The sequence below is a fragment of the Psychrobacillus sp. BL-248-WT-3 genome (assembly GCF_012843435.1).
Taxonomy (GTDB): domain Bacteria; phylum Bacillota; class Bacilli; order Bacillales_A; family Planococcaceae; genus Psychrobacillus.
On the sequence record NZ_JABAFC010000012.1, the window covers coordinates 1 to 25116 of the forward strand.

Below are 25116 nucleotides of genomic sequence, written 5' to 3' on the forward strand. Positions count from 1 at the left end.
GTGTTCATTTGGAAAGTATCACTTAAGTAATTTCCAATTCATTTCTTTTTTTCGCTTGACATATTACCACTGGGCTTTATCCTATTTTATTTCCACAAGATTTGGTCATAATCCTTTAATGACTCATTTAAAATAACAATCACCTCGCATAACAAATTAGTAATGTATCACTTATGTATAGTTTGCTATGCTTGTTTAAAGGGGGCGTATTTATGCATACATTTCACGTTAGCTCTATTGGAACAGTACATAACACTAGAAAAACTCCAGAGGATGATTATTGGGGGGAGGTAGTTTCTGAAATCAGGTTAAACAATGATTGGGACGAGAGCAGTCTAGATGGTATTGATGCTTTTAGTCATGTGGAAATCATTTTCTTGTTTCACCTAGTTTCTGACGATCACGTTCAATATACTGCTAGGCATCCAAGAAACAATACGACTTATCCGAAGGTAGGTATATTCGCGCAGCGAGGTAAGAATCGACCAAATAAAATAGGACTTACTACGGTTGAATTGATTGAACGGGACGGGTCATCGATCTTTGTCAAAGGGTTAGATGCAATAGATGGGACTCCAGTGCTAGACATTAAACCCGTGATGAGCGAATTTCTACCGAAAGGGAAAGTGAAGCAGCCAAAGTGGTCAACCGAATTAATGATGAATTATTGGGAGTAAGCTTTAAAAAGGACTTAAGCGTCCGATAGCGAATAAAAGAAAGAGTACAGTTTATTTAGGAGGGAGCATATGAATTTAATCGAACGAATTGATACGGTCTGCTTAAAGGTGCGGGATATTAATACCGCTAGCAGCTGGTATCAGGAGATGCTAGGACTGGAGGAACAATATAGGGAGGAACACTATGCCATTTTGAAAATTGGAGAAAGTGGCGTACCCTTGACGCTTGAAAAGGGAGAGCCAAATGGTGAAGGAAATAGTACATATCCAATCTTTTTCTCTTCTTCTATAGATGAAGCGTATAAAACATTATCCATTCGAGGAGTAACGGTCACAGATATACAGCACGATGGCCTAAACACCTATTTTGAGCTGTTCGACGTAGATGGGAACAAATCTCAAATTTGTTACTGGAAATAAGGATGCTCTAAAAGGCATATAGTAAAAAGAACAACTTTTAAAGGGTGGAATGCACATTGGACTTTGTCACATCATTATTTAACTCACATTATGATCTATATATAAGATTAGCAGTAGCCACATTCATAGGTCTGTTAATAGGACTAGAGAGGGCTATTAAGCACAAGCCTGCAGGGATTCGTACGCATATTTTAGTATGTCTCGGCTCTACACTGGCGATGAGCTTATCTACCTTAAACCAAGGGCCTTATATGGATCCCATGCGATTAGCAGCCCAAGTTATTAGCGGTATCGGCTTTCTAGGCGCAGGAGTTATTTGGGTGGATAAGGATAACGTGAAACGAGGTCTAACAACAGCAGCAAATCTTTGGATTACCGCATGCGTAGGATTAACAATCGGTTATGGCGCATATGATTTAGCAATACTCACAGTTTTCCTCATGTTTATCGCCATGAACCTTCCAAGGGTATTAGAGAAGATGAGACTTCTACCTCCAAGAGGGAAAGAGAAGGAAGCGCATGAGGTTGATAGTGATGGGGAATAAAAGGTGGAACAAAGCCACGCTACCAGTTCAGTTACTGGAGTGATGGCTTTTTCTTTGTATAATCTATATTGTTTAATTCACAGCAAATAGGAATGAAACAGCCTGCCTATTAATATTATTTTAGAGAGGATTCTTTGAACAGAATCGTTTGCGGATAAACTAATTTTTAGTACAAGACTTCTTTGCTAGAACGACTATATGATAAAAGAAAGGAGTATTATTTGGAGCTATTCCTTATCAAGTCATTTAAACATCTTAGTTTGTATGAAAAAGAATGGTCCACTATTTTAGCAGCAAATCAAAATTCTAATCCATTTCTAGAATTTCATTTTATATACAATTGGTGGAGATATTTTTCAGACGATAAGAAAATTGAGATTTATAGTGTTAGAGAAAACCAGAAAGTAATTGCTTTTTTTCCCTTTATAGTGAGTAAAAAGAACAATGTTAAAATTGTGCAAACGTTAGCTATTCAATCCTGTCCCTATACAGACTTCGTAGTAAAGAAGAGAGATTTAGATAGGGTGCTTATGTTTGTGATGGACGGAATTATTTTAGATAAGCAGCAGGCTGTATTCTTGATTAATTCGTTAAGTTATGACAATCATACTCATCTAAAATTAAGGAATTACATGAATGCTAGAAGCTACAAATGTATAGAAAAGAAAAACAATCCAGTAGAAATTTTACATGTTATAACTCCAATGATGGAAGTAAAGCTAAGGGCACTAGGTGATCTACAGGAAGAGGTTGTGACATTTGACCAATTGCAGTCATTATTAGAGGGAAACATGGACAAATTTAATCACTCCAGTAACGATAGATTGGATTTTATGAAAAAATTTGAAGGTGATCGGCCTCATGTCAGCGCAAAGGTAATACATCTTAATAATGAATTAATAGCATTTTCTTATGGTTTTCAGTGGCTGGATAAATACATGGAGTACGGAAACGGAAAACTAAAGGATCTTTTTCATGCTGAGAAGCTGCTTGGCGAGGCTATGCCCATACATGCTCCAGGCACTGTGTCTATCCTATTTTCAACTAAAAATTTTAGGGGTAAGCTTGGTCTTATCCTGGAAAAGCGTCATATAGCAAAATATGAAAGAAAACAATTGAATCCTACTAAGAAGAAGGCATTTAAGAAAAAGCATTCTATTCTTATTGCTGAGCTCAACGATATCCACATCAAAGCCCCCAATTGTAACTTTAAAAGTATTTCTAACACAGAGATATGGTCAGGTAACCGACAAAGATTCCTTCTCAATTACCTTCGAGGTTTCGAGGGCTATCATTCTGGAAATCCCCAAAACACTTTTTGGATCAATTCAACATCGCTTTATATAGATGAACTAAATCATAAAGAAAAGCTATCTGAAGGAACTCTATTTATAGAAGGGTGGGAGTCTGAGGAGCTAGAAAAGATACTATGCTTTACACAAACAAACTACAGAGTACGGAATATATTAGTACGTGTTAATAAAGACAACAAAAATCAAATCAAAAAATTAATGCTTTTTGGATTTCAAATTAGAGATAAGTTTTTGATTCCTAGCTAGGAGAAGGTTTTTTCTCTGCGTGCAACGTCTAATTACTAGGCTTGACCCACAAATAGAAGGAGTCGACTTTTGATTGGAGGGAAGAGTGGAGACTTTCAACGAGAATAGTACGAGCTGAAGATCCAGGAGAGCACATATCGTTACTTTAATAGAAAAAACTTTAGACAAAACATCACAATTCATGGTGTTTATCTAAAATTTGGAGCGACTAATTATTGATTAGTCGCTTCTTTGCTTTTACTTAGCCTATTCAACTGTACAATCTCAGCATCTTCATTCTTATGACCGGTTATTAAATCTCTCAATATATGAGATCCGAGCATACTATAAACGGTTCCGTTTCCACCATAACCTAATAGGTAATAATGATTTTCTTTCGTTGGGTGTTCTCCAATGAATGGAAGATTATCAGTAGATTCTCCAAAAGTCGCAGCGTATGCATAATCAATGCTTATATCGTATTGTGGGAATAGTTCTTTTGCTTGGAAAAGTAGATTTTCTACTCTTTTCATCATCAGCTCTTCCGATTGTGGTGCCTCAGGTTGGTCTTTGTCCATACCACCTATAATTAATCTACCTTCTTTGCATGTACGAGCGTATAAGTAAGGTCGCTTTGTCTCCCATATTAAAGCTTTTTCATGCCAGCCACTTAAATTACTAATAGGATTGCTGACGCACACATAAGAATGATTGATATCAGCTCCCCTACGTTTTCCAACAGGGACATCCTCATATCCAGTCGTATATACAACTTTTTTAGCATAGAACGGTTTTCCAGCAGTACGAACTTCCAGATCATCATCTCTATCTATCACATTTATAACTTCTGTATATGGATATAGATGAACGCCTAGCTCTTCCGCTTTTCGAAGAACCCCTTGTACAAACTTTAACGGGTTAACCTCTGCGTCACCTAAAGTTAGTAGGGCGCCATCCTTGGAAAAGGAAAATTTTTTGGCTATCTCGTTCCTTCCTAAATAATCACAAGGGAAGTTATATTTTTGAAGTGTTATGTATTCCGCCTTTAGCTTCTCCACATCATTTTCTTCGCTAGCAAAACACAGGCTAGGGCGTCGTATAAAATCTGAATCCTCATCGAGACTTTTAGCTACAAGCTCTAAATCATCCATTGCTTCATAACAGAGCTGATAAAAGCGAACAGCATCCTTTTCGCCGATTTGGTCGATTAGTTCATGAAGCATAATATCATTTGAATACTGAAGCAATCCTGTATTTGCGCTAGTGCTGCCGGTACCCATCATACGTTTATCTAGTACTGCAACCTTCAATCCGGCCTTCGCAAGCGATAGCGCAGTTAAGGAGCCAGACATTCCTCCACCGACAATAACGACATCGTATATATCTAAAGGCTCAATGAATTTTGGTGTAAATGGTTTCGTTGTAGTTGGCCAATAAAGAGACCCGTTATGTAGATTCATATGTACCTCCAAAGAGTTTTTTAGAATTATATACCCTTAATTTTTATTTTCAATCCATGTTATAATAATATGTGATAAAAGTATTAAACTGCTTGTTTAGATGCTTTTAATAAACTAAAGGATGATGTATATGACACAGGAAAAACCTCGTGTATTAGTTATAGATGGTATGGCATTATTATTCCGTTCTTTCTTTGCAACTGCTATGTCAGGAAACTATTTTAAAAATGAAAAGGGGATTCCAACGAATGCAGTACAGGGCTTTGCTCGTCATGTATTGGCAGCACAGGAGCTAATGAACCCTACTCATATGGCGGTTTGCTGGGATAAAGGAATGAAAACGTTTAGAAATGATTTATTTGATGGGTATAAAGCGAATCGGCCAAAGCCAGCAGAGGAGATGATTCCTCAATTTGATATGGCCCAGGAGCTGTCGGAGCATTTAGGATGGCAAAACTTTGGGATAGTTGGAATGGAAGCAGACGATACGATTGCATCTATCACACATAAATGGAAAGACGAAGCCCATTTCACGATTGTCAGTGGCGATAAGGATTTACTTCAGCTTTTAGATCCTTCTACTGAAATTGCATTCACGAAAAAGGGCTTTACGATATATGACTACTATAATCATGAAAGATTCACAGATGAATATGGTATCTCTCCACTGCAGTTCCCGGATGTGAAGGCCTTTATGGGAGATTCCAGTGATGGCTATGCAGGCGTGAAGGGTATTGGACCGAAAACTGCTCTTCAGCTTATACAAGCCTATGGTTCAGTTGAAAAGGTAATAGACTCACTGCATCTTTTAACAAAGGGACAGCGAACAAAAATTGAAGCTGATTTAGAAATGCTTCACTTATCGAAGCAGCTTGCTACCATCAGTAGAGATGTACCAATTGAAGCGGAGCTCGATCACTTAGTCATACCGAATATTGATACGAACAAATTCGATTTTTTATATGAGCATGGCTACACTATTTTAGCTCGTCAGCTGCAAGGGAAACAGAAGCCGGTGGGACAACTTTAACAAATGTGAGGATAGGGGCATTTTCCGTATATTTTATCTTGCGTATAGAACTTTCTCGTCCTCTTCCCCCATTATCATGAACGATTAAATAGAGCTCGTCGTTTGTATGTTCATATCCAATTAATGGTACCCAGTGATAGGAAAAAGAGAATTTCTGTTTCCATTTAAAAGAAAAATATTTATCAAACTTTAATGCCACTGGTCTACCTTGTTGCAGCTCACCTAAGGACTCCTCTATGGAGCATTTTTGGATTGTCCAACCAGGACCAAGAAGCTTTTTTAATCGCCTAATAAATCGATATGTAAATAGACCGATTCTTGTTCCTTTTAAATGCTTATACAAATCGTTAGGAATGTAGGAGTGGTTCGGTAAAAGATAGTTTAGGAGCACGTATACTGTGACCGGTCCACATGCAGAAGATTGTAGCTTTGGATTAATGGAAACATCGTACTGGGAAAAGCCTTTAACCGGCAATTGGATTTTCAAGTTAATTCTCCTTTCTCGTTACTATATACAGTACGTTTATATTACCCTAAAAGTTTTTACTAAAAGCATTAAATTAAGTTAATTTCCTAAATAACGTTTTCCATTTTAAACACGAACAATTATTTGATTGAATGCGGCATGAGAGACAAGGCGTTGCAATTAGACTTGTGTATCAGTCGCTAGCAGAACGGTTTCCAGTAGCTAAAATCAATTATTGTTCGTGTTTTTTATATAAATAGCAATTCTAATTTAATTACTAAGGGGATGGATGGTTTGATTAGAGTATTAGAGGAAACGGATTTTGAGGCAGCAGCTGACCTAGCGTCTATGGCATATCCAGGAATGGGCATTCAGTCAGAGGAAAAGAAGAAGGAATATGAGGAAAGACTGAAACGAGAGCAAAGGGAAGAAAACGGTATTCTTTTTTATGGAAGCTTTAACGCGAAAGAAGAATTAGTAGGAATCTACCGACGAAGTGATTTTGAATGTAATATTAATGGTGAGTTTCAACGTCTATTTGGGATAGGCATGGTGGCAGTACATATTTTACATAAGAAGGAAAAGGTAGCTTTTGAGCTGTTGAACCATTTTCATCAAGAGGCAAGAAAGGAAAATGTTGCCCTTGTGGCTCTATATCCTTTTAGCTCTAGTTTTTACCGCAAAATGGGCTATGGCTACGGTCCATTAAAATACGAGTTTAGGATAAAACCAGGTGCTTTAAATAGTAATGGACAGAAGGACTTGGTAGAGCTGTTATCTCCTACAGATGTAGAAGAAATTACAGTCTTATATAACCACTTTGCCCAAATGCATCATGGTATGATCAAACGGACATGGAGTGAGCGTCAGCATATTAAAAATGCAGCATCTCGTTATGTAGGGGTCCGAGAAGACGGCAAGCTGATAGGGGCCTTAGCTTTTAGTCTTCAGCCAGTGAAGGATAGTCACTTCCTGCATCAAAATATGATGATTCATGAGTGGGTATGGAGTAGCCAGAAGGGCTTTAAGCAGCTAGAGGCATGGGTTCATTCCCAGCAGGATCAGGTAGATCGAATTATATATGGAACGAATAATCCAGCTTTTGTTTATAGCTTAAACAATCCACCAAATGACTCTAATCATTTAATTCCTAGTGTTTATCATGAGGTGGCTACCACCGGCTCAGGTTTAATGTACCGGATTTCAGATATACCACGCTTTTTTAAGCAGATGCACTTTCAAGCACTACGCAAGCCAGAGGGCCAACCAGAAATTATTGTGAAGGTCGAGGACACCTTTATCGAGGAGCAGTCCGGCTTTTATAAGCTTTCATTTTTGGGTGAAGAATGGGATATTGAAAAAGTGGGAGAGGATATCGGTCAGGTGAACATCGAAATAGGAATTCAAGATTTAAGTGCATGGTGGATGGGCTGTGTATCGATTAAGGATTTGGATAGCTATGGTGAAGTAGTAGTGAAGGGTTGTAGCCCAGAGGATTTAGATGACTGGTTTAAGCCACGAAAAGCACCAATTTGCATGACAAATTTTTAAGTAAACATGATAAAAAAGACAAAGGGAGATGCGAGAACAACTTCTCGTTTCCTTTGTCGCTAGAAAAAAGGTTTAGGAGAAATCCCTAATCCTTTTTTTATTTAGAAGCAATTGTTTTATTGGATTCTTGCAGTAGGCGGTTCAATGCTTCTCGGAAATTTTTATATGTTTCGATATTAACATGTAGATCTGCATGGACAATTTCACGAATAAATTTCGGGTTAAAGCCAACATAGATTGGACGGATCCCCATTAAACGAAGAGAGCTATTCAGTCGGGATATAGATATGGCCAATTCATTGTAATCGAATTCCTCAATATGCTCCACAGTTACCCCGGTAAAATCGAAAATAGCGTGTTCTACTTCTTTATGCTCGCCAATATATTGTAGTGTTTCCGTCTCAATATTTTCAAAGCGTTCCTTATACATATAGCCGGCAATCGGCATCAAAATTGTTTTAGGCACAATAGATGGAATGATTGGGGTGGACATTGCTTTTATAATTCGTTCATAGTAAGCGACTTTCTCTTTTAATTCCAGAATTTCGTTTTCTTGCGACAAATATAACACCTCTGTTTTTCTTATTATGGTAAGAAAGTAGAAGAGGACTGTCGTTAAGAGCAGTCCTATTTCCTTTCATACTTTCTAAGGTTACCTTGGCTTATTCTAAAGAAAGTATAGACTATTCAGTTTTGAATATTATGCCTATATATAGCTGTTCTAAATAGTATCTATTTAGTTTGCGCTTGTAAAAATTCTTCTACCTGGTCCGGTGTTTTCGCATTTGCACTATGCAGGTGAGCTTTTTTCTCGCCGTTTTGGTATATAAGTAGGCTAGGAATCCCCATTACTTCATACTTTTCAGCGATTTCAGGTAGCTCGTCACGATTTACTTCATACCATGCGTAATTATTATACTTTTCCATGATAGGATCGATAAACATTTCCATGCGACGACAATCAGGACACCAGCCTGCTTCAAATTTTACTAATACCTCTTGATCACCAGAAATGATTTCATTAAATTGCTCAGTTGTAGTAATTTTTTTCATTATAAGATACCTCCAATGATAATACATACAGTTTACACTGTTTCCCAAATAGGAGAAAGAAAAATGTATTAAATTATTCATTTTATTATTGCGAAAATTTAAACATTGCACTAGAATAATAGATATAGAGATTGCTTCTATTTTTTTTGTAATTAAAATGAATGAGCGTTCATTCAAGATGAAGGGGAGGCTTTGCACGTGACATATCAAATTAAAAAAGCAGCTGTACTTGGTTCAGGGGTAATGGGATCTGGGATTGCAGCTCACTTAGCAAACATCGGTATACCAACACTTTTGCTGGATATCGTACCAAAAGAAGTTAGTAAAGAGGATGAAGCAAAAGGACTTACATTGGAGCATCCTTCCGTACGTAATCGTTTTGCGGAAACTGCCGTACAGAAATTATTAAAGCAAAAACCAGCACCATTAACATCGAAAAAGAACCTGCAATTAATCACGGCAGGGAATTTAGAGGATGATCTTGAAAAGCTAAAAGATGTGGACTGGATTATTGAAGTAGTAGTAGAAAACTTAGATATTAAGAAAAATTTATATGACAAAATAGATGCAGTTCGTAAGCCAGGCACAATTATAAGCTCTAACACATCAGGAATCAGTATCAATGCAATGGTAGAAGGTAGATCAGAAGACTTTGGCAAGCATTTCCTAGGTACTCATTTCTTCAATCCACCTCGTTATTTGAAGCTATTAGAAGTGATTCCTGCTAATACAACTGCTCCTGAAGTAGTAGAATTTATGCAAACCTTTGGTGAGGATGTGCTTGGAAAAGGTGTTGTTCTTGCAAAGGATACGCCTAACTTCATAGCCAACCGAATTGGAACATACGGTTTACTTGTAACCCTTCGTGAGATGCAAGCAAGAGGCTACTCGGTTGGAGAGGTAGATTCTGTTACTGGTCCACTTATTGGCCGTCCGAAGTCAGCTACGTTCCGTACACTTGATGTAGTAGGTCTTGATACATTTGCTCACGTAGCAAAGAACGTGTATGACCAAACAACAGGGGAAGAGCAAAAGGTTTTTGAAGTACCCGCTTTCATGCAAAAAATGCTTGAAAACAAGTGGCTTGGTGCTAAAACAGGGCAAGGCTTCTTCTTAAAAGAAGGCAAAGAAATTAAAGAATTAGATCCGGAAACTTTGGAATATGGACCAATGAAGAAGCTGAAAACTCCTTCCATGGAAATGGCAAAGCAACAAAAAGGCTTAGCCGCTAAAGTGAAAACGTTAACATATGCAAAGGATCGCACGGGAGAGCTTTTATGGAGTATTTTAAGCCCGACACTTATTTATTCTGCACAGCTTCACGGTGAAATTGCAGATGATATCGTTGCAATTGACAATGCCATGAAATGGGGCTTCGGCTGGCAGCAAGGACCGTTTGAAATTTGGGATGCAATCGGAGTAAAAACCTCTGTTGAAAAAATGCAGTCAGAGGGCTATGAAATACCTGCTTTCGTTCAGTCCTTATTAGATAAAGGATTCGATTCCTTCTATAAAGAAGATAACGGTGAATTGTTCTTCTTTGACGGTTCGGTTTACCAGGCGGTACCAGTCAATGAAAAGACGATTAACTTAAAAAGCTACAAGAAAAAGCATGGTGTCATTAAGTCGAATTCAGGAGCTAGCCTGATCGATTTAGGAGACGGGATTGCATTGCTTGAATTCCACTCTAAGTCCAATTCTATAGGGTTAGATATTCTTCAAATGATTAACTTTGCTGTCGATGAAGTAGAGAAAAACTTTAAGGGTCTTGTTATTAGTAACCAAGGTAAAAACTTCAGCGTTGGAGCAAACCTTGGCATGATTCTAATGGAAGCGCAAGATGACAATATTTTTGAACTTGATTTCGTTGTTCGTCAATTCCAAAATGCGACAATGAAAATTAAATATTCTTCGAAGCCAGTAGTAGTTGCTCCTTTTGGAATGACATTAGGCGGAGGAGCAGAGGTTACTCTACCAGCAGCTCATATCCAGGCATCTTCTGAAACATATATGGGACTTGTGGAAGCGGGCGTTGGTCTAATCCCTGGTGGTGGGGGTAATAAAGAGCTTTACATGAAACACCTAAAAGGAATTCCAAACGGAGTGCAAATAGATTACTTAAATGTAGCTAGCAAGGTTTTTGAAACAATCGCTATGGCTAAGGTATCCACTTCGGGTGAAGAGGCACGTGAGAACAATTTCTTAAGCATGGCTGACGGCATTAGCGTTAACCCAGATCACTTAATCTATGATGCGAAGCAAGCCGCACTAGCCCTAGCAGAAGCAGGCTATAAGGCGCCGATTCGTGAAAAGGTACCTGTTGTAGGATCCCCGGGATATGCAGCACTTTTATTAGGAGCTGAAGGCATGTTCTTATCAGGATATATTAGTGAGCATGATTTGAAAATTGCTAAAAAGCTTGCCTATGTCATTGCTGGTGGAGAGGTTCCATACGGTACGTTAGTAGATGAGCAATATTTATTGAACTTAGAGCGTGAAGCTTTCTTAAGTTTAGTTGCAGACCCTAAATCCCAGGCAAGAATGCAGCACATGTTAGTGAAAGGTAAACCATTACGCAACTAGACTGCGTTAGGTAAAAGGAGGAGAACTCATGCGTGAAGCAGTTATCGTAGCAGGTGCAAGAACACCAGTTGGTAAAGCGAAAAAAGGATCTCTAGCCAATGTACGCCCAGATGATTTCGGGGCATTGGTAGTAAAAGAGACATTAAAAAGAGCGGGCGGATACGATGGCCCAATAGATGATTTAATCTTAGGATGTGCAATGCCAGAAGCAGAGCAAGGAATGAACGTAGCTCGTAATATCGGTGCACTTGCTGGACTTCCAGATACAACACCAGCAATCACAATCAATCGTTTCTGTTCCTCTGGCTTACAATCCATCGCATATGCGGCTGAACGTATTATGCTAGGTCACTCCGAGGCAATTATTGCCGGAGGAGTAGAGTCTATGAGTATGGTTCCAATGATGGGTAATGTCATTCGACCAAATGCTCATTTAGCAGAAACAGCGCCTCAATATTATATGGGAATGGGTCATACAGCAGAGCAGGTGGCGAATAAGTATAATGTGAGCCGTGAAGACCAGGATGCATTTGCTGTTCGGTCACATCAGCTTGCTGCAGCGGCAATTGCAGCTGGTAAATTTAACGATGATATCGTTCCGGTTGAAGTGATCAAGCATTTCGTAGATGAAAACAACAAAGCGCAATCGAAAAAATTTATGTTCGAAATGGATGAGGGTGTACGTCCAGGAACAACAGTAGAAACACTTGCAAAATTACGTCCAGCATTCAACGTGCGTGGTTCTGTAACAGCAGGTAATGCATCTCAAACTTCGGACGGTGCAGGCGCAGTATTAGTGATGGACCGTGAAGTTGCAGAGGCACAGGGCTTAAAGCCGATAGCAAAATTCCGTTCATTCGCAGTTGGCGGCGTGGCTCCGGACGTAATGGGGATCGGACCCATCGTTGCTGTACCTAAAGCATTGAAAATTGCAGGTCTATCTATTGAAGATATCGACCTATGGGAGATTAATGAAGCATTCGCTTCTCAATCTATTCAAGTCGTTCGTCATTTAGGTATCGATCTAGATAAAGTAAATGTAAATGGTGGAGCTATCGCACTAGGGCATCCACTTGGAGCAACAGGTTCTATCTTAACTCTAAAAATGATGAGCGAACTTAGAAGACAAGGGAAGCAATTTGGTGTTGTGACGATGTGTATTGGTGGAGGCATGGGAGCAGCTGGAGTATTTGAACTTCTTTAATTTTAAGTGGGAAATGCGCTTTGATTGAAGGGCGCATTTCACAATCAATTAAACAAACGTTTACACACAATAGGAGGAGAAGGAAATGACACAAGTTCAAGATGCAATTAAAGGTGGAAGCTTTTTAGTAGAAGATATTGAGGCAAGCCGCGTATTTACACCAGAGGATTTCAATGATGAGCAAAAAATGATTGCTAAAACAGCAGAAGACTATGTTAAAAACGAAGTATTACCTGTTGTGGAAAACCTAGAAAATCATGAGTTTGATCACTCTGTACGTTTATTGAAATCTGCTGGTGACTTAGGTCTTTTAGCAGCTGATATTCCAGAGGCATATGATGGCCTAGGGTTAGACAAAATCTCTTCTGCATTAATCGCTGAAAAGCTATCAGTTGCAGGTGGATTCTCTATCACTCACGGAGCACACGTAGGAATCGGTACGCTTCCAATCGTTCTTTTCGGTAATGAAGAACAAAAGAAAAAATACCTTCCAAGCTCAGCATCTGGAGAAAAAATCTCAGCATACGCTTTAACAGAGCCAGGCTCAGGTTCAGATGCACTTGGAGCTAAAACAACTGCTAAATTAAATGAAGCAGGAACTCACTATGTCCTTAATGGTGAAAAGCAATGGATCACTAACGCAGGCTTTGCAGACGTATTCGTTGTTTACGCAAAAGTAGACGGTGACAAATTCTCTGCATTTATCGTGGAAAGAACATTCCCAGGAGTATCTGTAGGTGCAGAAGAGAAGAAAATGGGTATCAAATCTTCTTCTACACGTACGTTGATCCTAGAAGACGCACAGGTTCCAGTTGAAAACCTATTAGGGGAAATTGGCCGTGGTCATATTATTGCATTTAACATCCTGAACATTGGTCGTTACAAATTAGGTGTAGGTAGTATTGGTGCTTCTAAACGCGCGTTAGAGCTAGCTATTTCTTACTCTAATCAACGCCAACAATTTAAGACACCTATTTCTTCATTCAATTTAACGAAGCAAAAGCTAGCAACAATGGCGTCTAAGCTATATGCTACGGAAAGCTTAATATACCGTACAGTAGGTTACTTCGAGGATCGTATGAGCCAAATGAGTGAAGAAGATCAAAAAGACGGAGGTAAAATTGCGGCTGCAATCGCTGAGTATGCAATTGAATGCTCTATTAACAAAGTAGTAGGTTCTGAGGTTCTAGATTACATCGCTGACGAAGCGGTTCAATTACATGGCGGATACGGCTTCATGCAAGAATATGAAGTAGAGCGCATTTACCGCGACTCACGTATTAACCGTATTTTCGAAGGTACAAATGAAATCAACCGCTTAATCGTTCCAGGAACATTCCTGAAAAAAGCAATGAAGGGTGAATTACCACTTCTTCAAAAAGCACAAGGTCTGCAGGAAGAGCTATTAATGATGATGCCAGAGGAAGTTGGCGATGAAGCATTAGCTCAAGAAAAAGTGCTAGTTGCAAACGCTAAGAAAATCGGTATTTTAGCTGCTGGTATGGCTGCTCAACGCTTCGGTACAAAATTAGAAGCAGAGCAAGAAGTACTTGTACACATCGCAAACATTGCGAACAACATCTTTGCAATGGAATCAGCAGTACTACGTACAGAAAAAGCAATCGCACGCAGTGGAGAAGAAAAAGCAGCACAAAAGCTTCTTTACACTCAAATCTTCTGCCAAGAAGCCTTCAATGAAATCGAAGCAGCAGCAAAAGAAACACTAATTGCTTCAGTTGATGGCGATAACTTACGTATGATGATTTCTGCACTTCGCAAGCTAACTCGCTACACACCATATAACGTGATCGAGAAAAAACGCGAAGCTTCCGTTAAGCTAATCGAAGCTGAAAAATTTGTAGTTTAATAATAGCATTGGCCATCTGGAACTCCAGATGGCTTTTTTGTTTAATGGGGATGAATTTATCACCGTTCGCGCATGATTTATCACCGCTCAGCGAGATTTATAACCGGTTAGGCATGATTTATGACCGTTCGGAGAGATTTATAACCGCTCATGGGAATTTATCACCGCTAAGCAAAAACAAGGATATTTTTAAAGTTAAGAAGAGAGCATTTCACTGTTCTCTCTTGCATGAGTAACAAAATATTATTATGATAAAAAGAAAAAGGTGAGATATAAATGACAATCCAATTTTATGGATATCCAAAATGTAGTACATGCAACAAAGCAAGCAAATGGCTGAAAGATAACGATATCCCATTTGAGAACCATCATATCGTTGACGCACCGCCTTCAAAGGAACTATTAAAGGAAATGGTGGCACAAGGCGATTATGAACTGAAAAAATTCTTTAATACTAGCGGCGTAAAATATCGTGAATTACAATTGAAGGACAAGCTTCCTACAATGTCGGAGGATGAGCAGTTAGAGCTGCTTGCTTCGGATGGAAAATTGATTAAACGACCTCTTGTATATAATGGACATAAGCTAACGCTTGGTTTTAAAGAAGAGCAGTTTGAAGACATATGGAAAACCTCTTAAAGCACCTTGTATTTACTATGAAAATATGTGAATATTAAATAGAATGGATTAATTATTTGAGAGGGGTTTATTTATGAGCGTACCTAAAGATTTTAAGTACTCAGCTGAACATGAATGGGTTAAAAATGAGGACGGAAATGTCCGTATTGGAATTACTCATTTTGCACAATCTGAACTTGGAGATATCGTATTCGTTGAACTTCCACAAGTTGGCGATGAGATCAAGGCAGGAGACGCTTTTGGTAGCGTTGAATCCGTAAAAACTGTTTCAGAATTATATGCACCTATCAGTGGTAAAGTAGTAGAAGTAAATACTGAGCTAGAAGATAGCCCCGAATTTGTTAATGAATCACCTTATGAAAATGCATGGATGATCGTGGTTGAGCCTTCAGACGTATCAGAAGTGGACAGCTTATTATCTCCTGAAAAGTACGAAGAATTAATAGCAGAGTAATAATGAAAACGCCGGTTAATAATCGGCGTTTTTTTCATATAATAAAGGAAAGGATAAGTTGGGAGAGAAGCTAAATGGCACATGTATTTAGTGATAAAATAATTATCGTTGAGGGTAGGTCTGATAAGCTGCAATTATTAAGCCTTCTCGATGAATCTCCAGAAATTATATGTACTAATGGAACGATATCCGATGTAAAATTGGAGGAGCTATTAAGCCCTTATGATGGCTTGCCGATTTATGCTTTTCTAGATGCAGACAAATCCGGGGAACAAATTCGATCGGTCGTTAGGAAGGAGTATCCAGAGGCAATTCATTTGTATACGAACCCGACGTATGGCGAAGTAGCAAACACACCGGCGAAGGTTTTGGCATCTATATTAAAACGTGTTAATATTAAGGTGAAAAAAGAATTTTTACCTTAGGATGATGTGTATGAATGAATGGACTAGAGAACAATGGGATAGCGCTAAAAACAATTCAACACTTACCTTGTTTTATATCTATACGCCTATGTGTGGAACGTGTCAGGTAGCAAGTAAAATGATGAATGTTATTAAAGAAATGGTTACCTATCCAATTGGTCAGGCAAATATTAATTTTCTAGGTGATTTGGCGATAGAACAGGAAATTGAAAGTGTACCTTGTCTTCTTATTACAAAACATGGGAAAGTGGAAAAGAAAATCTATGCTTTTCAATCAGTTCCTTACTTATTGGAAACAATAAAGGCTATTGACGAAGATGGAAACCTATGATAATATTCGTTATGTTGAAAACACAATTTAATAGTGTCGCTCTTATTAAGAGAGGTGGAGGGAAGTGCCCTTTGAAGCCCGGCAACCGTCATGAAAGTGAAATGGTGCCAAGTCACGCAAAGCTATAGCTTTGGGAAATGAGAGAATGGATGAACGTTATTTTAAATAGATAACATACACCCCTTCTGCTCTTTTGCAGAAGGGTTTTTTTATTAGGAAAGGTGGTCAGATTTACTTGATTAGTTTAAAAGACGTTTCGAAAAGATTTATTACAAAGCAAGGAGAAATCGTTGCAGTAGATAGTGTAAATCTGGACATACAGCGTGGAGAAATTTTCGGGATTATTGGATACAGCGGAGCGGGCAAGAGTACGCTAATACGTTTGTTGAATGGGCTAGAAAAGCCATCTGACGGTCATATTACAGTGAATGGCCAGGAAATTACATCTATTAATGAGGACAAGCTTCGAAGCTTTCGTCAAAAAGTAAGCATGATCTTCCAGCATTTCAATTTACTATGGTCGCGAACAGTCGCTGAAAATATAGCATTCCCATTAGAAATTGCAGGAGTTCCAAAGGAAAAAAGAAAAGCTAGAGTAGAGGAGCTTTTAAGCCTTGTTGGATTGGAAGGAAGAGGAGACTCTTACCCATCTCAATTATCTGGAGGACAAAAGCAACGCGTAGGAATTGCAAGAGCGTTGGCTAATGGTCCAGAGGTATTGCTTTGTGATGAGGCAACATCAGCTCTTGACCCTGAAACAACCGACTCCATTTTAGACTTGCTCGTAAGCATTAATGAAAAACTCGGATTAACCATTGTATTAATCACACATGAGATGCAAGTTATTCAAAAGATCTGTAACCGAGTAGCAGTTATGGAAAATGGGCAAGTTGTAGAAGAAGGAGATGTGCTTGAGGTATTCCAAAAGCCACAACAGCCTATAACAAAGCGTTTCGTTTCTCAAATTTCTGATTCTAAAGAGCCAATTCAAACCATTCAAAATCTAGTTAAACTTTATCCAAACGGCAAGCTAGTTAAGCTCGTTTTCGTTGGAGATACTACAGAGCAACCAATTCTTTCAAGATTAATCAAACAGTTCGATTTAGAGGTAAACATTGTCCAGGGGAATATATCACACACGAAAAGTGGAGCGTTCGGGACACTAATCCTGCAAATCGATGGAAATGAACAAGCGGTGGAAGAGGCAATTGAATTTATCCACTCGCAAAAAGTTAAAACTGAGGTGATCAACAATGATTGAATCGTTATTTCCAAATGTTGATTGGCCTAAAATGTGGGAAGCCACTATAGAAACCCTTTATATGACCGCAATTTCTACAGTCCTAACAGCAATCTTTGGACTAATTTTAGGACTATTATTATTTTTGACAAGCCCACACCAAGCATGGGCAAATAAAATAGCAAACTGGTTGACCAGCGGAGTAGTCAATATTTTCCGTTCTATTCCGTTTATTATTTTAATCATTTTGTTGATACCATTTACAACGTTGTTGACGGGATCGATGCGTGGTCCGAATGCGGCCATCCCTGCATTAGTAATTGGAGCTGCTCCATTTTATGCCCGTATGGTTTTAATCGCACTACGAGAAATCGACAAGGGTGTTTTAGAGGCAGCTAAATCGATGGGTGCTAAAACCTCTACAATCATTTGGAAGGTTTTATTGCCAGAATCGATGCCAGCCTTAGTATCTGGTATTACCGTAACGTGTATCTCACTAGTTGGTTATACAGCGATGGCGGGAATTATTGGCGCTGGCGGACTTGGGAATCTAGCATTTCAAGATGGTTTCCAGCGTAATCGCGGGGACGTAACACTCATTGCTACTATTTTAATATTAATCATCGTCTTTATTCTACAATGGATCGGCGATATTATTACTACAAAAATTGATAAAAGATAGGGAGAGATTGAAAATGAAAAAATTATTGGCTGGGGTTTTATTATCCGTTAGTGCATTATCGCTTGCTGCTTGTGGCGATGAGGATAGCGACAAATTAGTTGTTGGTGCCTCTAACGTACCGCACGCAGAAATTTTAGAGCAGGTAGTACCTATATTAGAAGAACAAGGCATTGAGCTTCAAATTGAAACGTACCAAGATTACGTACTACCAAATAAAGACTTAAATAATGGCGACCTAGATGCCAATTATTTTCAACATGCTCCTTATCTAGAATCACAAATGAATGATTTCGACTATGACTTCGTAAATGCTGGTGGCATCCATATCGAGCCGATTGGTCTTTACTCTCAAAAGTATGATTCGATTGAAGAGCTTCCAGAAGGAGCAACGATCTTAATGAGTAACTCGGTTGCTGACCATGGCCGCGTACTAGCAATGCTAGAAGCAGAAGGGCTAATTACGCTTGCTGAGGGAATAGATAAAACAAAAGCAGAAATTGATGACATTATAGACAACCCGAAGAACCTAGAATTCGATCCAAACTACGAAGCTGCTTTAATGGTTCAGCTATATGAAAACAATGAAGGCGACGCATTGCTAATCAACTCCAACTACGCAATCGACGCTGGCTTAAACCCACTAGAGGATGCAATCGCAATTGAAGACTCAGAATCTCCATACGTAAACCTAGTAGCGGTAAACGCAGGTGACGAAAAAGACGAGCGCATCAAAGCACTAGTAGAAGCCCTAAAATCCCAGGAAATTCAAGATTTCATCTTAGAAGAATGGGGCGGATCAGTAGTTCCGGTGAAATAATTGATAAAGCTGTAGAGTGAAGCAAGCACCTGGTGTGCTTGCTTTTTTTTGTGGGGTGGGTTGAGGGGAAGAAAGCCCGTAAACGTGAGAAGCGCCTATAAACGTGAGACCCGCCCATAAACTAGCGGAAAGTGTCCCATAAAGGGGGGGAAAGCGCCCATAAACCAGTTGAAACTGACCCATAAATGAAAGAAAAGTGCCCATAAGCGTGAGAATCGCCCATAAACTAGTGCAAAGTGTCCCATAAAGGGGGGGGAAGCGCCCATAAACCAGTTGAAACTGACCCATAAATGAAAGAAAAGCGCCCATAAACGTGAGAATCGCCCATAAACTAGCGGAAATTGTCTCATAAAGGGGTGGAAACCGCCCATAAACTAGTTGAAACTGACCCATAAATGAAAGAAAAGCGCCCATAAGCGTGAGAATCGCCCGTAAACTAGTGAAAAGTGTCCCATAAAGGGTTTAAAAGAGCCCATAAACCAGTTGAAACTAATCCCTCAATCAAACTCATAACAACCTACATATACTCTCTTAAATGTTTCATCACAAATAGGTTTAATTACCAAATTAATGGTATCTTTCTTAACTTAATTTTGCTAATCTAAAATTGAGGTGATGACTATTGATTATCAAAAAATATGCGAAATCGGAACAACTGAAAGCAATGAGATTATTATTGAATCGACTACCTTCGAAGCACCCGTTTTATCCCAAGCTAGCCACAGAAATACAGACAACGATGGCAGGTGACTATGGCGAGGAAATGGTTTATAGAGAATTGGAGAGGATGCGTTTACCTTATAATTATTTTTTATTACATAAGGTAATGCTGCGTACGGAAAAGTTATTTGAAATTGATTTTCTATTACTAACCCCTTTTGGTGCAGTTATTCTTGAAATAAAAAACATTATTGGATTGCTCGAATTTAAAGTGAATCCTTCTCAATTAATACAAACCAAAGATAATGGCGAGATTAAAAAGTACCCTTGCCCCGTTAATCAGTTAAATGAGTATTCCTATTTATTGTCTAATTTCTTTACACATCATAATCTTACGATACCAGTCTTTGGCGCTATTGTTTTTGCCTCTAAAAATAGCCATGTTAAAACTACAAACAATGATACGACCATTCTTTATAAGAATGAGGTCTATTCATTCCTTCGAAACCTCCAAAATAACTCTACTATAGTATCCGTTTCTAAACTGAATCAGGTAAAAAATCTGATTTTAAAGCATGATTCCCCATTTGAATTTTTTCCATTAACGAAACATTATTCAATAGAAGTAAGTGATTTAATCTCAGGCGTAGCTTGTGAAGGCTGTGGACAGGTAGGTATGAATAAAATTAAAAATATTTGGTATTGTACAAGCTGTCAGTATGCTGACAAATATGCTTCGCTAAAATCAATTCAGCATTATTTTTGGCTATATGATGACATTCTGACCAATAAAGCTTGTAGAAAATTTTTACTTTTGGACAGCCGTTATGAAGTGAAGAGGCTATTAAGGAAAGCCAATCTCTTAAAATTAGGAAAATATAAAATTACACAGTATAAAAAGAAAAATTAACTTCCCTGCACAAAACTTTTTTAAAATGATTCATTTCTCCCCTTTTTAATTTCACCTAAATTATTACCAATTAAATAAGTTTCCAATTATCGAAAACGATTAGCTAGAAGCTTATTCCTCTCAGGCGCATGAGGGTGGGATTTAAAATAGGAGACTGGCTTTTATTTTACGCCGATATGTTACGTGAAATGATAAAAAGGATTCGTGTGACATATGTATCAATTCAATATTTACGAAATGAATTTTCAGAATAAAAAGGATGTTTGAACTTAACATGAGGTGGTATGTAGTGTAGTATAGAAAACATTAAAAAGGAAAGGAATGATTCATTATCAGTTCGGGAGAGTTACCCTATACAGAACAGATGGACCACGCATTCAGAGGAGTACATGGTTTCGGTTACGATGAATTAAGAAATAGTCAAACATTGAGAGCAAAAGTTGAGAAACGTCGTCAGGCAGATCACGAAAAAAGTATGCAGCTTGCAGCTAAGCTCGATGCTCGTGCTTTCCGAGGTTAATTTAAATAGAAGACAAAAATCCATGCAGTCTAGGCTGCATGGATTTTTTAGTTAACACTATCGCCGTAGTGATATGCATTCTCAATTAGAGTTATCTTATTGAAAATGATAGTGTCATAAAGTACCATGCGGAAGAACCTAATTTTTCTCTTATAATTGTTATATATTATCAATAAGAAAGTGTTTCAAAAGATTTGCAAGGGACTTCAGTTTGAGTTAAGATTAGAATGATAATAAATTAGAATGGTTATACATTTCTAGTTACTTAATGGAGGTTATTAAATGTCGACTTTAGTTATTAAGGATTTACACGTCGCTATCGACGGTAAAGAGATCTTAAAAGGTGTTAATTTATCCCTTAACACAAATGAAATTCACGCTATCATGGGTCCAAACGGTACTGGTAAGTCTACTTTGGCTTCAGCTATCATGGGTCATCCTAAATATGAAGTTACTTCTGGTTCGGTTGAATTAGATGGTGAAGACGTATTAGAAATGGAAGTGGACGAGCGTGCTCAAGCTGGTTTGTTCCTTGCAATGCAATATCCAAGTGAAATCACTGGAGTAACTAATGCAGACTTCTTGCGTTCAGCTATCAATTCTCGTCGTGAAGAAGGCGACGAAATTTCTCTTATGAAATTCATCCGCGAATTAGACAGCAAGATGGAATTCCTAGAAATGGATCTTGATATGGCACAACGTTATTTAAATGAAGGATTCTCAGGTGGAGAGAAAAAACGTAACGAGATTCTTCAATTAATGATGCTTAAGCCTAAATTCGCTATTTTAGATGAAATTGACTCTGGTCTAGATATCGATGCACTTAAAGTTGTATCTAAAGGAATCAATGAAATGCGTGGAGAAGGCTTTGGTAGCTTAATCATCACTCACTACCAACGTTTACTTAACTACATCACTCCAGACCATGTACACGTAATGATGCAAGGTCGCGTTGTTAAATCTGGCGGTCCTGAGCTAGCTCAAAAATTAGAAGCTCAAGGTTATGACTGGATTAAAGAAGAATTAGGAATTGAAGACGAGACAGTTGGACAAGAAGCATAAGAAAGGGGACGCATGACATGACGGTTGAAACGAAATTGGCATTAACCGAACAGGATATTCGCTCCTTTTCAGAAGGTCACCAAGAACCAAGCTGGATGACGGAACTTCGTCTTTCTGCTTTAGGTCAAGTGGAAACACTTCCAATGCCAACACCAGATAAAACTAAAATTACAAATTGGAATTTCACTGAATTTCCTGCTCATACTGTAGAAAGCACTACATTCTCTTCATTGGATGAACTTCCTGAAGAAGTGAAGGCGCTTGTTCATGCAGATGAGCAAAAAAATATTTATATTCAACACAACAATACACCTGCTTACCTATCTGTAACAGATAATTTAAAAGCACAAGGTGTGATCATTACTGATATTTATACTGCTGCACGCGAACATGGCGAGCTTTTACAAAAATATTTCATGACAGATGGCGTTAAAGTTAATGAACATAAATTAACTGCACTTCATGCTGCATTATTAAACGGTGGAGTATTTGTATACGTACCGAAAAATGTTGTAATTGAAGAACCTGTTCAAGTTATTTATCTACATGACAACGAAACTGCTTCTTTATTCAACCACACATTGCTTGTGGCGGATGAAAACAGTTCAGTGACTTATGTAGAAAACTATTTGTCTACAGTAGAACATTCAAACGGTTTAGCTAACATTGTTTCTGAAGTAATTGTGAAGGATAATGCGAAAGTTACTTTCGGTACAGTAGATGTTCTTGCAGAAGGATTTACTACTTATGTTAACCGTCGTGGAGTAACTAGCCGTGATGCTGTAATTGAATGGGCTCTTGGAATGATGAACGATAGTGATACTATTTCTGAAAATGTTACTCATTTAGTTGGGGACAATTCAGAAGGTCATGTAAAAATGGTTGTTGTAGGTCGTGGAACTCAAAAACAAAACTTTACAACAAAAGTTATTCACTGGGGTAAACATACAGAAGGACAAATCCTTAAACATGGTGTTATGAAGGATGCTGCATCTTCTATTTTCAACGGTGTTGGTAAAATTGAATTTGGTGCTACAAAAGCTAACGCTGAACAAGAATCTCGTGTTCTTATGTTAAGCGAAAAAGCTCGCGGAGATGCTAACCCGATTTTATTGATCGACGAAGACGATGTAACTGCAGGTCATGCTGCATCGGTTGGTCGTGTTGACCCACTTCAGCTGTACTACTTGATGAGTCGTGGTATTTCTAAACAAAATGCAGAGCGTCTAGTAATTCATGGATTCCTTGCACCAGTAGTTAATGAACTACCAATCGAAGGCGTGAAGAAACAGCTGACGGAGGTAATTGAAAGGAAAGTTCGCTAATGCTCAATACAAAAGAGATTCGAAGCTATTTTCCAATTTTAAATCTAGAAGTTAATGGTCATCCACTGGTCTATTTAGATAGCGGTGCTACTTCTCAAAAGCCGATTCAAGTGATTGAAGCTATTAAGAAGTATTACGAATTTGATAATTCCAACGTTCACCGTGGTGTGCATACACTTGGTAACCGTGCAACGGAAAGCTATGAAGGCGCACGCGAGAAGGTTCGTGGATTTATAAATGCTAAATCGTCGAAGGAAGTTATCTTTACTCGTGGGACTACTACTGCAATTAATACAGTGGCACAAAGCTATGGTCTTGCAAACGTAAAAGAAGGCGACGAAATTGTAATCACGTATATGGAGCATCACTCTAACATTATTCCTTGGCAGCAATTGGCGAAGATAACGGGAGCGACGCTTAAATATATCGACTTAGAAGAAGACGGTACATTATCTTTGGAAAAAGTTCGTGAAACAATTACAGATAAGACTAAGATTGTATCTGTCGTATACGTTTCTAATGTATTAGGCACGATGAATCCTATTAAAGAAATTACTCAAATCGCACATGACCATGGAGCTGTTATGGTAGTGGACGGGGCACAGGCTGCTCCTCACTTGAAGCTCGATGTACAAGCGTTAGATTGTGATTTTTTAGCCTTTTCTGGTCACAAAATGTGTGGTCCAACCGGTATCGGTGTTCTTTACGGGAAAGAGGCTTTACTTGATGCAATGGAGCCAATTGAATTTGGTGGAGAAATGATTGACTTTGTAGGCTTACAAGAGTCTACATGGAAAGAGCTACCTTGGAAGTTTGAAGGTGGAACACCAATCATTGCTGGAGCAATCGGTTTAGCTGCTGCTATAGATTTTCTGGAAGAAATCGGCTTGTCCGAAATCGAAAAACATGAGCATGAGCTTGCTGCCTATGCCATGGAAAAAATGTCTACAATTGAAGGCTTAACAATCTACGGACCTCAAGATCCATTGAAGCGAGCTGGAATTGTTACCTTTAATTTAGATGAAGTACATCCTCACGATGTTGCAACAGTCCTTGATATGAATGGTATTGCTATTCGTGCAGGACATCACTGTGCGCAGCCACTTATGAAGTGGTTAAAAGCTACTGCAACTGCTAGAGCAAGCTTCTACATTTATAATTCTGAAGCGGATGTAGATCTTCTCGTTGCCGGCTTACGCACTGCTAAGGAGTATTTTGGAGATGTCTTCTAATTTAGATCAATTATATCGACAAGTAATTATGGATCATTACAAAAATCCTCGCAATAAAGGTAGTATTGAGGACGGTGCATTGACAATAGATATGAATAACCCTACCTGTGGAGATCGTATCCACTTGACTATTCAAGTGGAGGATGGCGTTGTACAAAACGCAAAATTCGATGGTGAAGGATGTTCCATTTCTATGTCTTCTGCATCTATGATGACGCAAGCGATCAAAGGTAAAAATATAGATGAAGCACTTAAGCTTTCCCAAATCTTTTCTGATATGATGCTTGGAAAGGAATATGACGATTCTATTGACCTCGGAGATATCGAGGCTTTAAACGGCGTATCTAAATTTCCAGCACGTATCAAATGTGCAACTCTTGCATGGAAAGCAATGGAAAAAGGCGTTTCAGAAGAAAAGAAATAAA

The 25116-nt window shown here is 38.5% G+C and carries 26 protein-coding genes and 1 riboswitch; of the genes, 22 read left to right on the forward strand and 4 right to left on the reverse strand.

Going from position 1 to position 25116, the window contains the following annotated elements:
• Window positions 1–212: 212 nt before the first annotated feature.
• From HF876_RS08330 to HF876_RS08345, 4 genes are all read left to right on the forward strand, one after another.
• Window positions 213–677, forward strand: a complete 465-nt coding sequence (locus tag HF876_RS08330; protein ID WP_169359607.1) for an SAM-dependent methyltransferase — start codon at window positions 213–215, stop codon at window positions 675–677.
• 69 nt (window positions 678–746) lie between these two features.
• On the forward strand, window positions 747–1097 hold the full coding sequence (locus HF876_RS08335; protein WP_169359608.1) for a VOC family protein: 351 nt from the start codon (window positions 747–749) through the stop codon (window positions 1095–1097).
• A gap of 56 nt (window positions 1098–1153) precedes the next feature.
• Window positions 1154–1642: an MgtC/SapB family protein gene (locus HF876_RS08340; RefSeq protein ID WP_169359609.1), complete on the forward strand. Its 489-nt coding sequence runs from the start codon at window positions 1154–1156 to the stop codon at window positions 1640–1642.
• Window positions 1643–1863: 221 nt separating this feature from the next.
• Window positions 1864–3201, forward strand: coding sequence for a GNAT family N-acetyltransferase (locus HF876_RS08345; protein WP_169359610.1), 1338 nt, complete (start codon window positions 1864–1866; stop codon window positions 3199–3201).
• 212 nt (window positions 3202–3413) lie between these two features.
• Here HF876_RS08345 and HF876_RS08350 read toward each other — a convergent pair whose 3' ends face one another.
• Window positions 3414–4640 carry an NAD(P)/FAD-dependent oxidoreductase gene (locus tag HF876_RS08350; protein WP_169359611.1) on the reverse strand — a complete coding sequence of 409 codons (1227 nt, stop codon included), beginning with the start codon at window positions 4638–4640 and terminating at the stop codon, window positions 3414–3416.
• A 130-nt stretch (window positions 4641–4770) separates the two neighbouring features.
• Between HF876_RS08350 and HF876_RS08355 the strand changes: the two genes are divergently transcribed.
• Window positions 4771–5670, forward strand: a complete 900-nt coding sequence (locus HF876_RS08355; protein ID WP_169359612.1) for a 5'-3' exonuclease — start codon at window positions 4771–4773, stop codon at window positions 5668–5670.
• Here the strand turns inward: HF876_RS08355 and HF876_RS08360 are convergent.
• On the reverse strand, window positions 5618–6157 hold the full coding sequence (locus HF876_RS08360) for a C39 family peptidase (RefSeq protein WP_169359613.1): 540 nt from the start codon (window positions 6155–6157) through the stop codon (window positions 5618–5620). The two genes, HF876_RS08355 and HF876_RS08360, sit on opposite strands and share 53 nt — an antisense overlap.
• 273 nt (window positions 6158–6430) lie before the next feature.
• Between HF876_RS08360 and HF876_RS08365 the strand changes: the two genes are divergently transcribed.
• Entirely contained in the window at window positions 6431–7687 is a 1257-nt protein-coding gene (locus HF876_RS08365; RefSeq protein WP_169359614.1) for a GNAT family N-acetyltransferase, read from the forward strand.
• Between the two features lie 97 nt (window positions 7688–7784).
• On the opposite strand, the gene HF876_RS08370 is transcribed toward HF876_RS08365, so the two are convergent.
• Both HF876_RS08370 and HF876_RS08375 read right to left on the reverse strand, forming a co-directional pair.
• The gene (locus tag HF876_RS08370; RefSeq protein WP_169359615.1) at window positions 7785–8249 is read right to left on the reverse strand and encodes an STAS domain-containing protein; all 465 of its coding nucleotides are present in this window, start codon (window positions 8247–8249) and stop codon (window positions 7785–7787) included.
• A gap of 170 nt (window positions 8250–8419) precedes the next feature.
• Window positions 8420–8740, reverse strand: coding sequence for a thioredoxin family protein (locus tag HF876_RS08375; protein WP_169359616.1), 321 nt, complete (start codon window positions 8738–8740; stop codon window positions 8420–8422).
• A 243-nt stretch (window positions 8741–8983) separates the two neighbouring features.
• On the opposite strand from HF876_RS08375, the gene HF876_RS08380 reads away from it, so the two are divergent.
• The 16 genes from HF876_RS08380 (at window position 8984) to sufU (ending at window position 25115) form a co-directional block, all read left to right on the forward strand.
• The gene (locus HF876_RS08380; protein ID WP_240949711.1) at window positions 8984–11323 is read left to right on the forward strand and encodes a 3-hydroxyacyl-CoA dehydrogenase/enoyl-CoA hydratase family protein; all 2340 of its coding nucleotides are present in this window, start codon (window positions 8984–8986) and stop codon (window positions 11321–11323) included.
• Window positions 11324–11351: 28 nt separating this feature from the next.
• Window positions 11352–12527 carry an acetyl-CoA C-acetyltransferase gene (locus HF876_RS08385; RefSeq protein ID WP_169359618.1) on the forward strand — a complete coding sequence of 392 codons (1176 nt, stop codon included), beginning with the start codon at window positions 11352–11354 and terminating at the stop codon, window positions 12525–12527.
• 85 nt (window positions 12528–12612) lie between these two features.
• A complete protein-coding gene (locus tag HF876_RS08390; protein ID WP_169359619.1) occupies window positions 12613–14394 on the forward strand; it encodes an acyl-CoA dehydrogenase family protein in 1782 nt (593 codons plus the stop codon).
• A gap of 276 nt (window positions 14395–14670) precedes the next feature.
• On the forward strand, window positions 14671–15033 hold the full coding sequence (locus HF876_RS08395) for an arsenate reductase family protein (RefSeq protein ID WP_169359620.1): 363 nt from the start codon (window positions 14671–14673) through the stop codon (window positions 15031–15033).
• Window positions 15034–15106: 73 nt separating this feature from the next.
• Window positions 15107–15487, forward strand: coding sequence for a glycine cleavage system protein GcvH (gene gcvH, locus HF876_RS08400; RefSeq protein ID WP_169359621.1), 381 nt, complete (start codon window positions 15107–15109; stop codon window positions 15485–15487).
• 74 nt (window positions 15488–15561) lie between these two features.
• Window positions 15562–15912 (forward strand): toprim domain-containing protein, encoded by a 351-nt coding sequence (locus tag HF876_RS08405; protein WP_169359622.1) that lies wholly within the window; start codon window positions 15562–15564, stop codon window positions 15910–15912.
• Between the two features lie 10 nt (window positions 15913–15922).
• Window positions 15923–16243, forward strand: coding sequence for a thioredoxin family protein (locus tag HF876_RS08410; protein WP_169359623.1), 321 nt, complete (start codon window positions 15923–15925; stop codon window positions 16241–16243).
• Between the two features lie 39 nt (window positions 16244–16282).
• Window positions 16283–16387, forward strand: a riboswitch (SAM riboswitch).
• Window positions 16388–16478: 91 nt separating this feature from the next.
• Entirely contained in the window at window positions 16479–17504 is a 1026-nt protein-coding gene (locus HF876_RS08415) for a methionine ABC transporter ATP-binding protein (RefSeq protein ID WP_169359624.1), read from the forward strand.
• The gene (locus HF876_RS08420) at window positions 17497–18165 is read left to right on the forward strand and encodes a methionine ABC transporter permease (RefSeq protein ID WP_169359625.1); all 669 of its coding nucleotides are present in this window, start codon (window positions 17497–17499) and stop codon (window positions 18163–18165) included. Before HF876_RS08415 ends, HF876_RS08420 begins: the two co-directional genes overlap by 8 nt.
• Before the next feature lie 13 nt (window positions 18166–18178).
• On the forward strand, window positions 18179–18982 hold the full coding sequence (locus HF876_RS08425) for a MetQ/NlpA family ABC transporter substrate-binding protein (RefSeq protein WP_169359626.1): 804 nt from the start codon (window positions 18179–18181) through the stop codon (window positions 18980–18982).
• A 622-nt stretch (window positions 18983–19604) separates the two neighbouring features.
• Window positions 19605–20552: a nuclease-related domain-containing protein gene (locus HF876_RS08430; protein WP_169359627.1), complete on the forward strand. Its 948-nt coding sequence runs from the start codon at window positions 19605–19607 to the stop codon at window positions 20550–20552.
• Window positions 20553–20916: 364 nt separating this feature from the next.
• The gene (locus HF876_RS19355; protein ID WP_169359628.1) at window positions 20917–21072 is read left to right on the forward strand and encodes a YuzK family famiily protein; all 156 of its coding nucleotides are present in this window, start codon (window positions 20917–20919) and stop codon (window positions 21070–21072) included.
• Window positions 21073–21354: 282 nt separating this feature from the next.
• Entirely contained in the window at window positions 21355–22134 is a 780-nt protein-coding gene (gene sufC / locus HF876_RS08440) for a Fe-S cluster assembly ATPase SufC (RefSeq protein ID WP_169359629.1), read from the forward strand.
• Between the two features lie 17 nt (window positions 22135–22151).
• Window positions 22152–23459 carry a Fe-S cluster assembly protein SufD gene (sufD, locus tag HF876_RS08445; protein ID WP_169359630.1) on the forward strand — a complete coding sequence of 436 codons (1308 nt, stop codon included), beginning with the start codon at window positions 22152–22154 and terminating at the stop codon, window positions 23457–23459.
• Window positions 23459–24691 (forward strand): cysteine desulfurase, encoded by a 1233-nt coding sequence (locus tag HF876_RS08450; RefSeq protein ID WP_169359631.1) that lies wholly within the window; start codon window positions 23459–23461, stop codon window positions 24689–24691. Before sufD ends, HF876_RS08450 begins: the two co-directional genes overlap by 1 nt.
• Entirely contained in the window at window positions 24681–25115 is a 435-nt protein-coding gene (sufU, locus tag HF876_RS08455; protein WP_169359632.1) for a Fe-S cluster assembly sulfur transfer protein SufU, read from the forward strand. Before HF876_RS08450 ends, sufU begins: the two co-directional genes overlap by 11 nt.
• Window position 25116 lies beyond the last annotated feature (1 nt).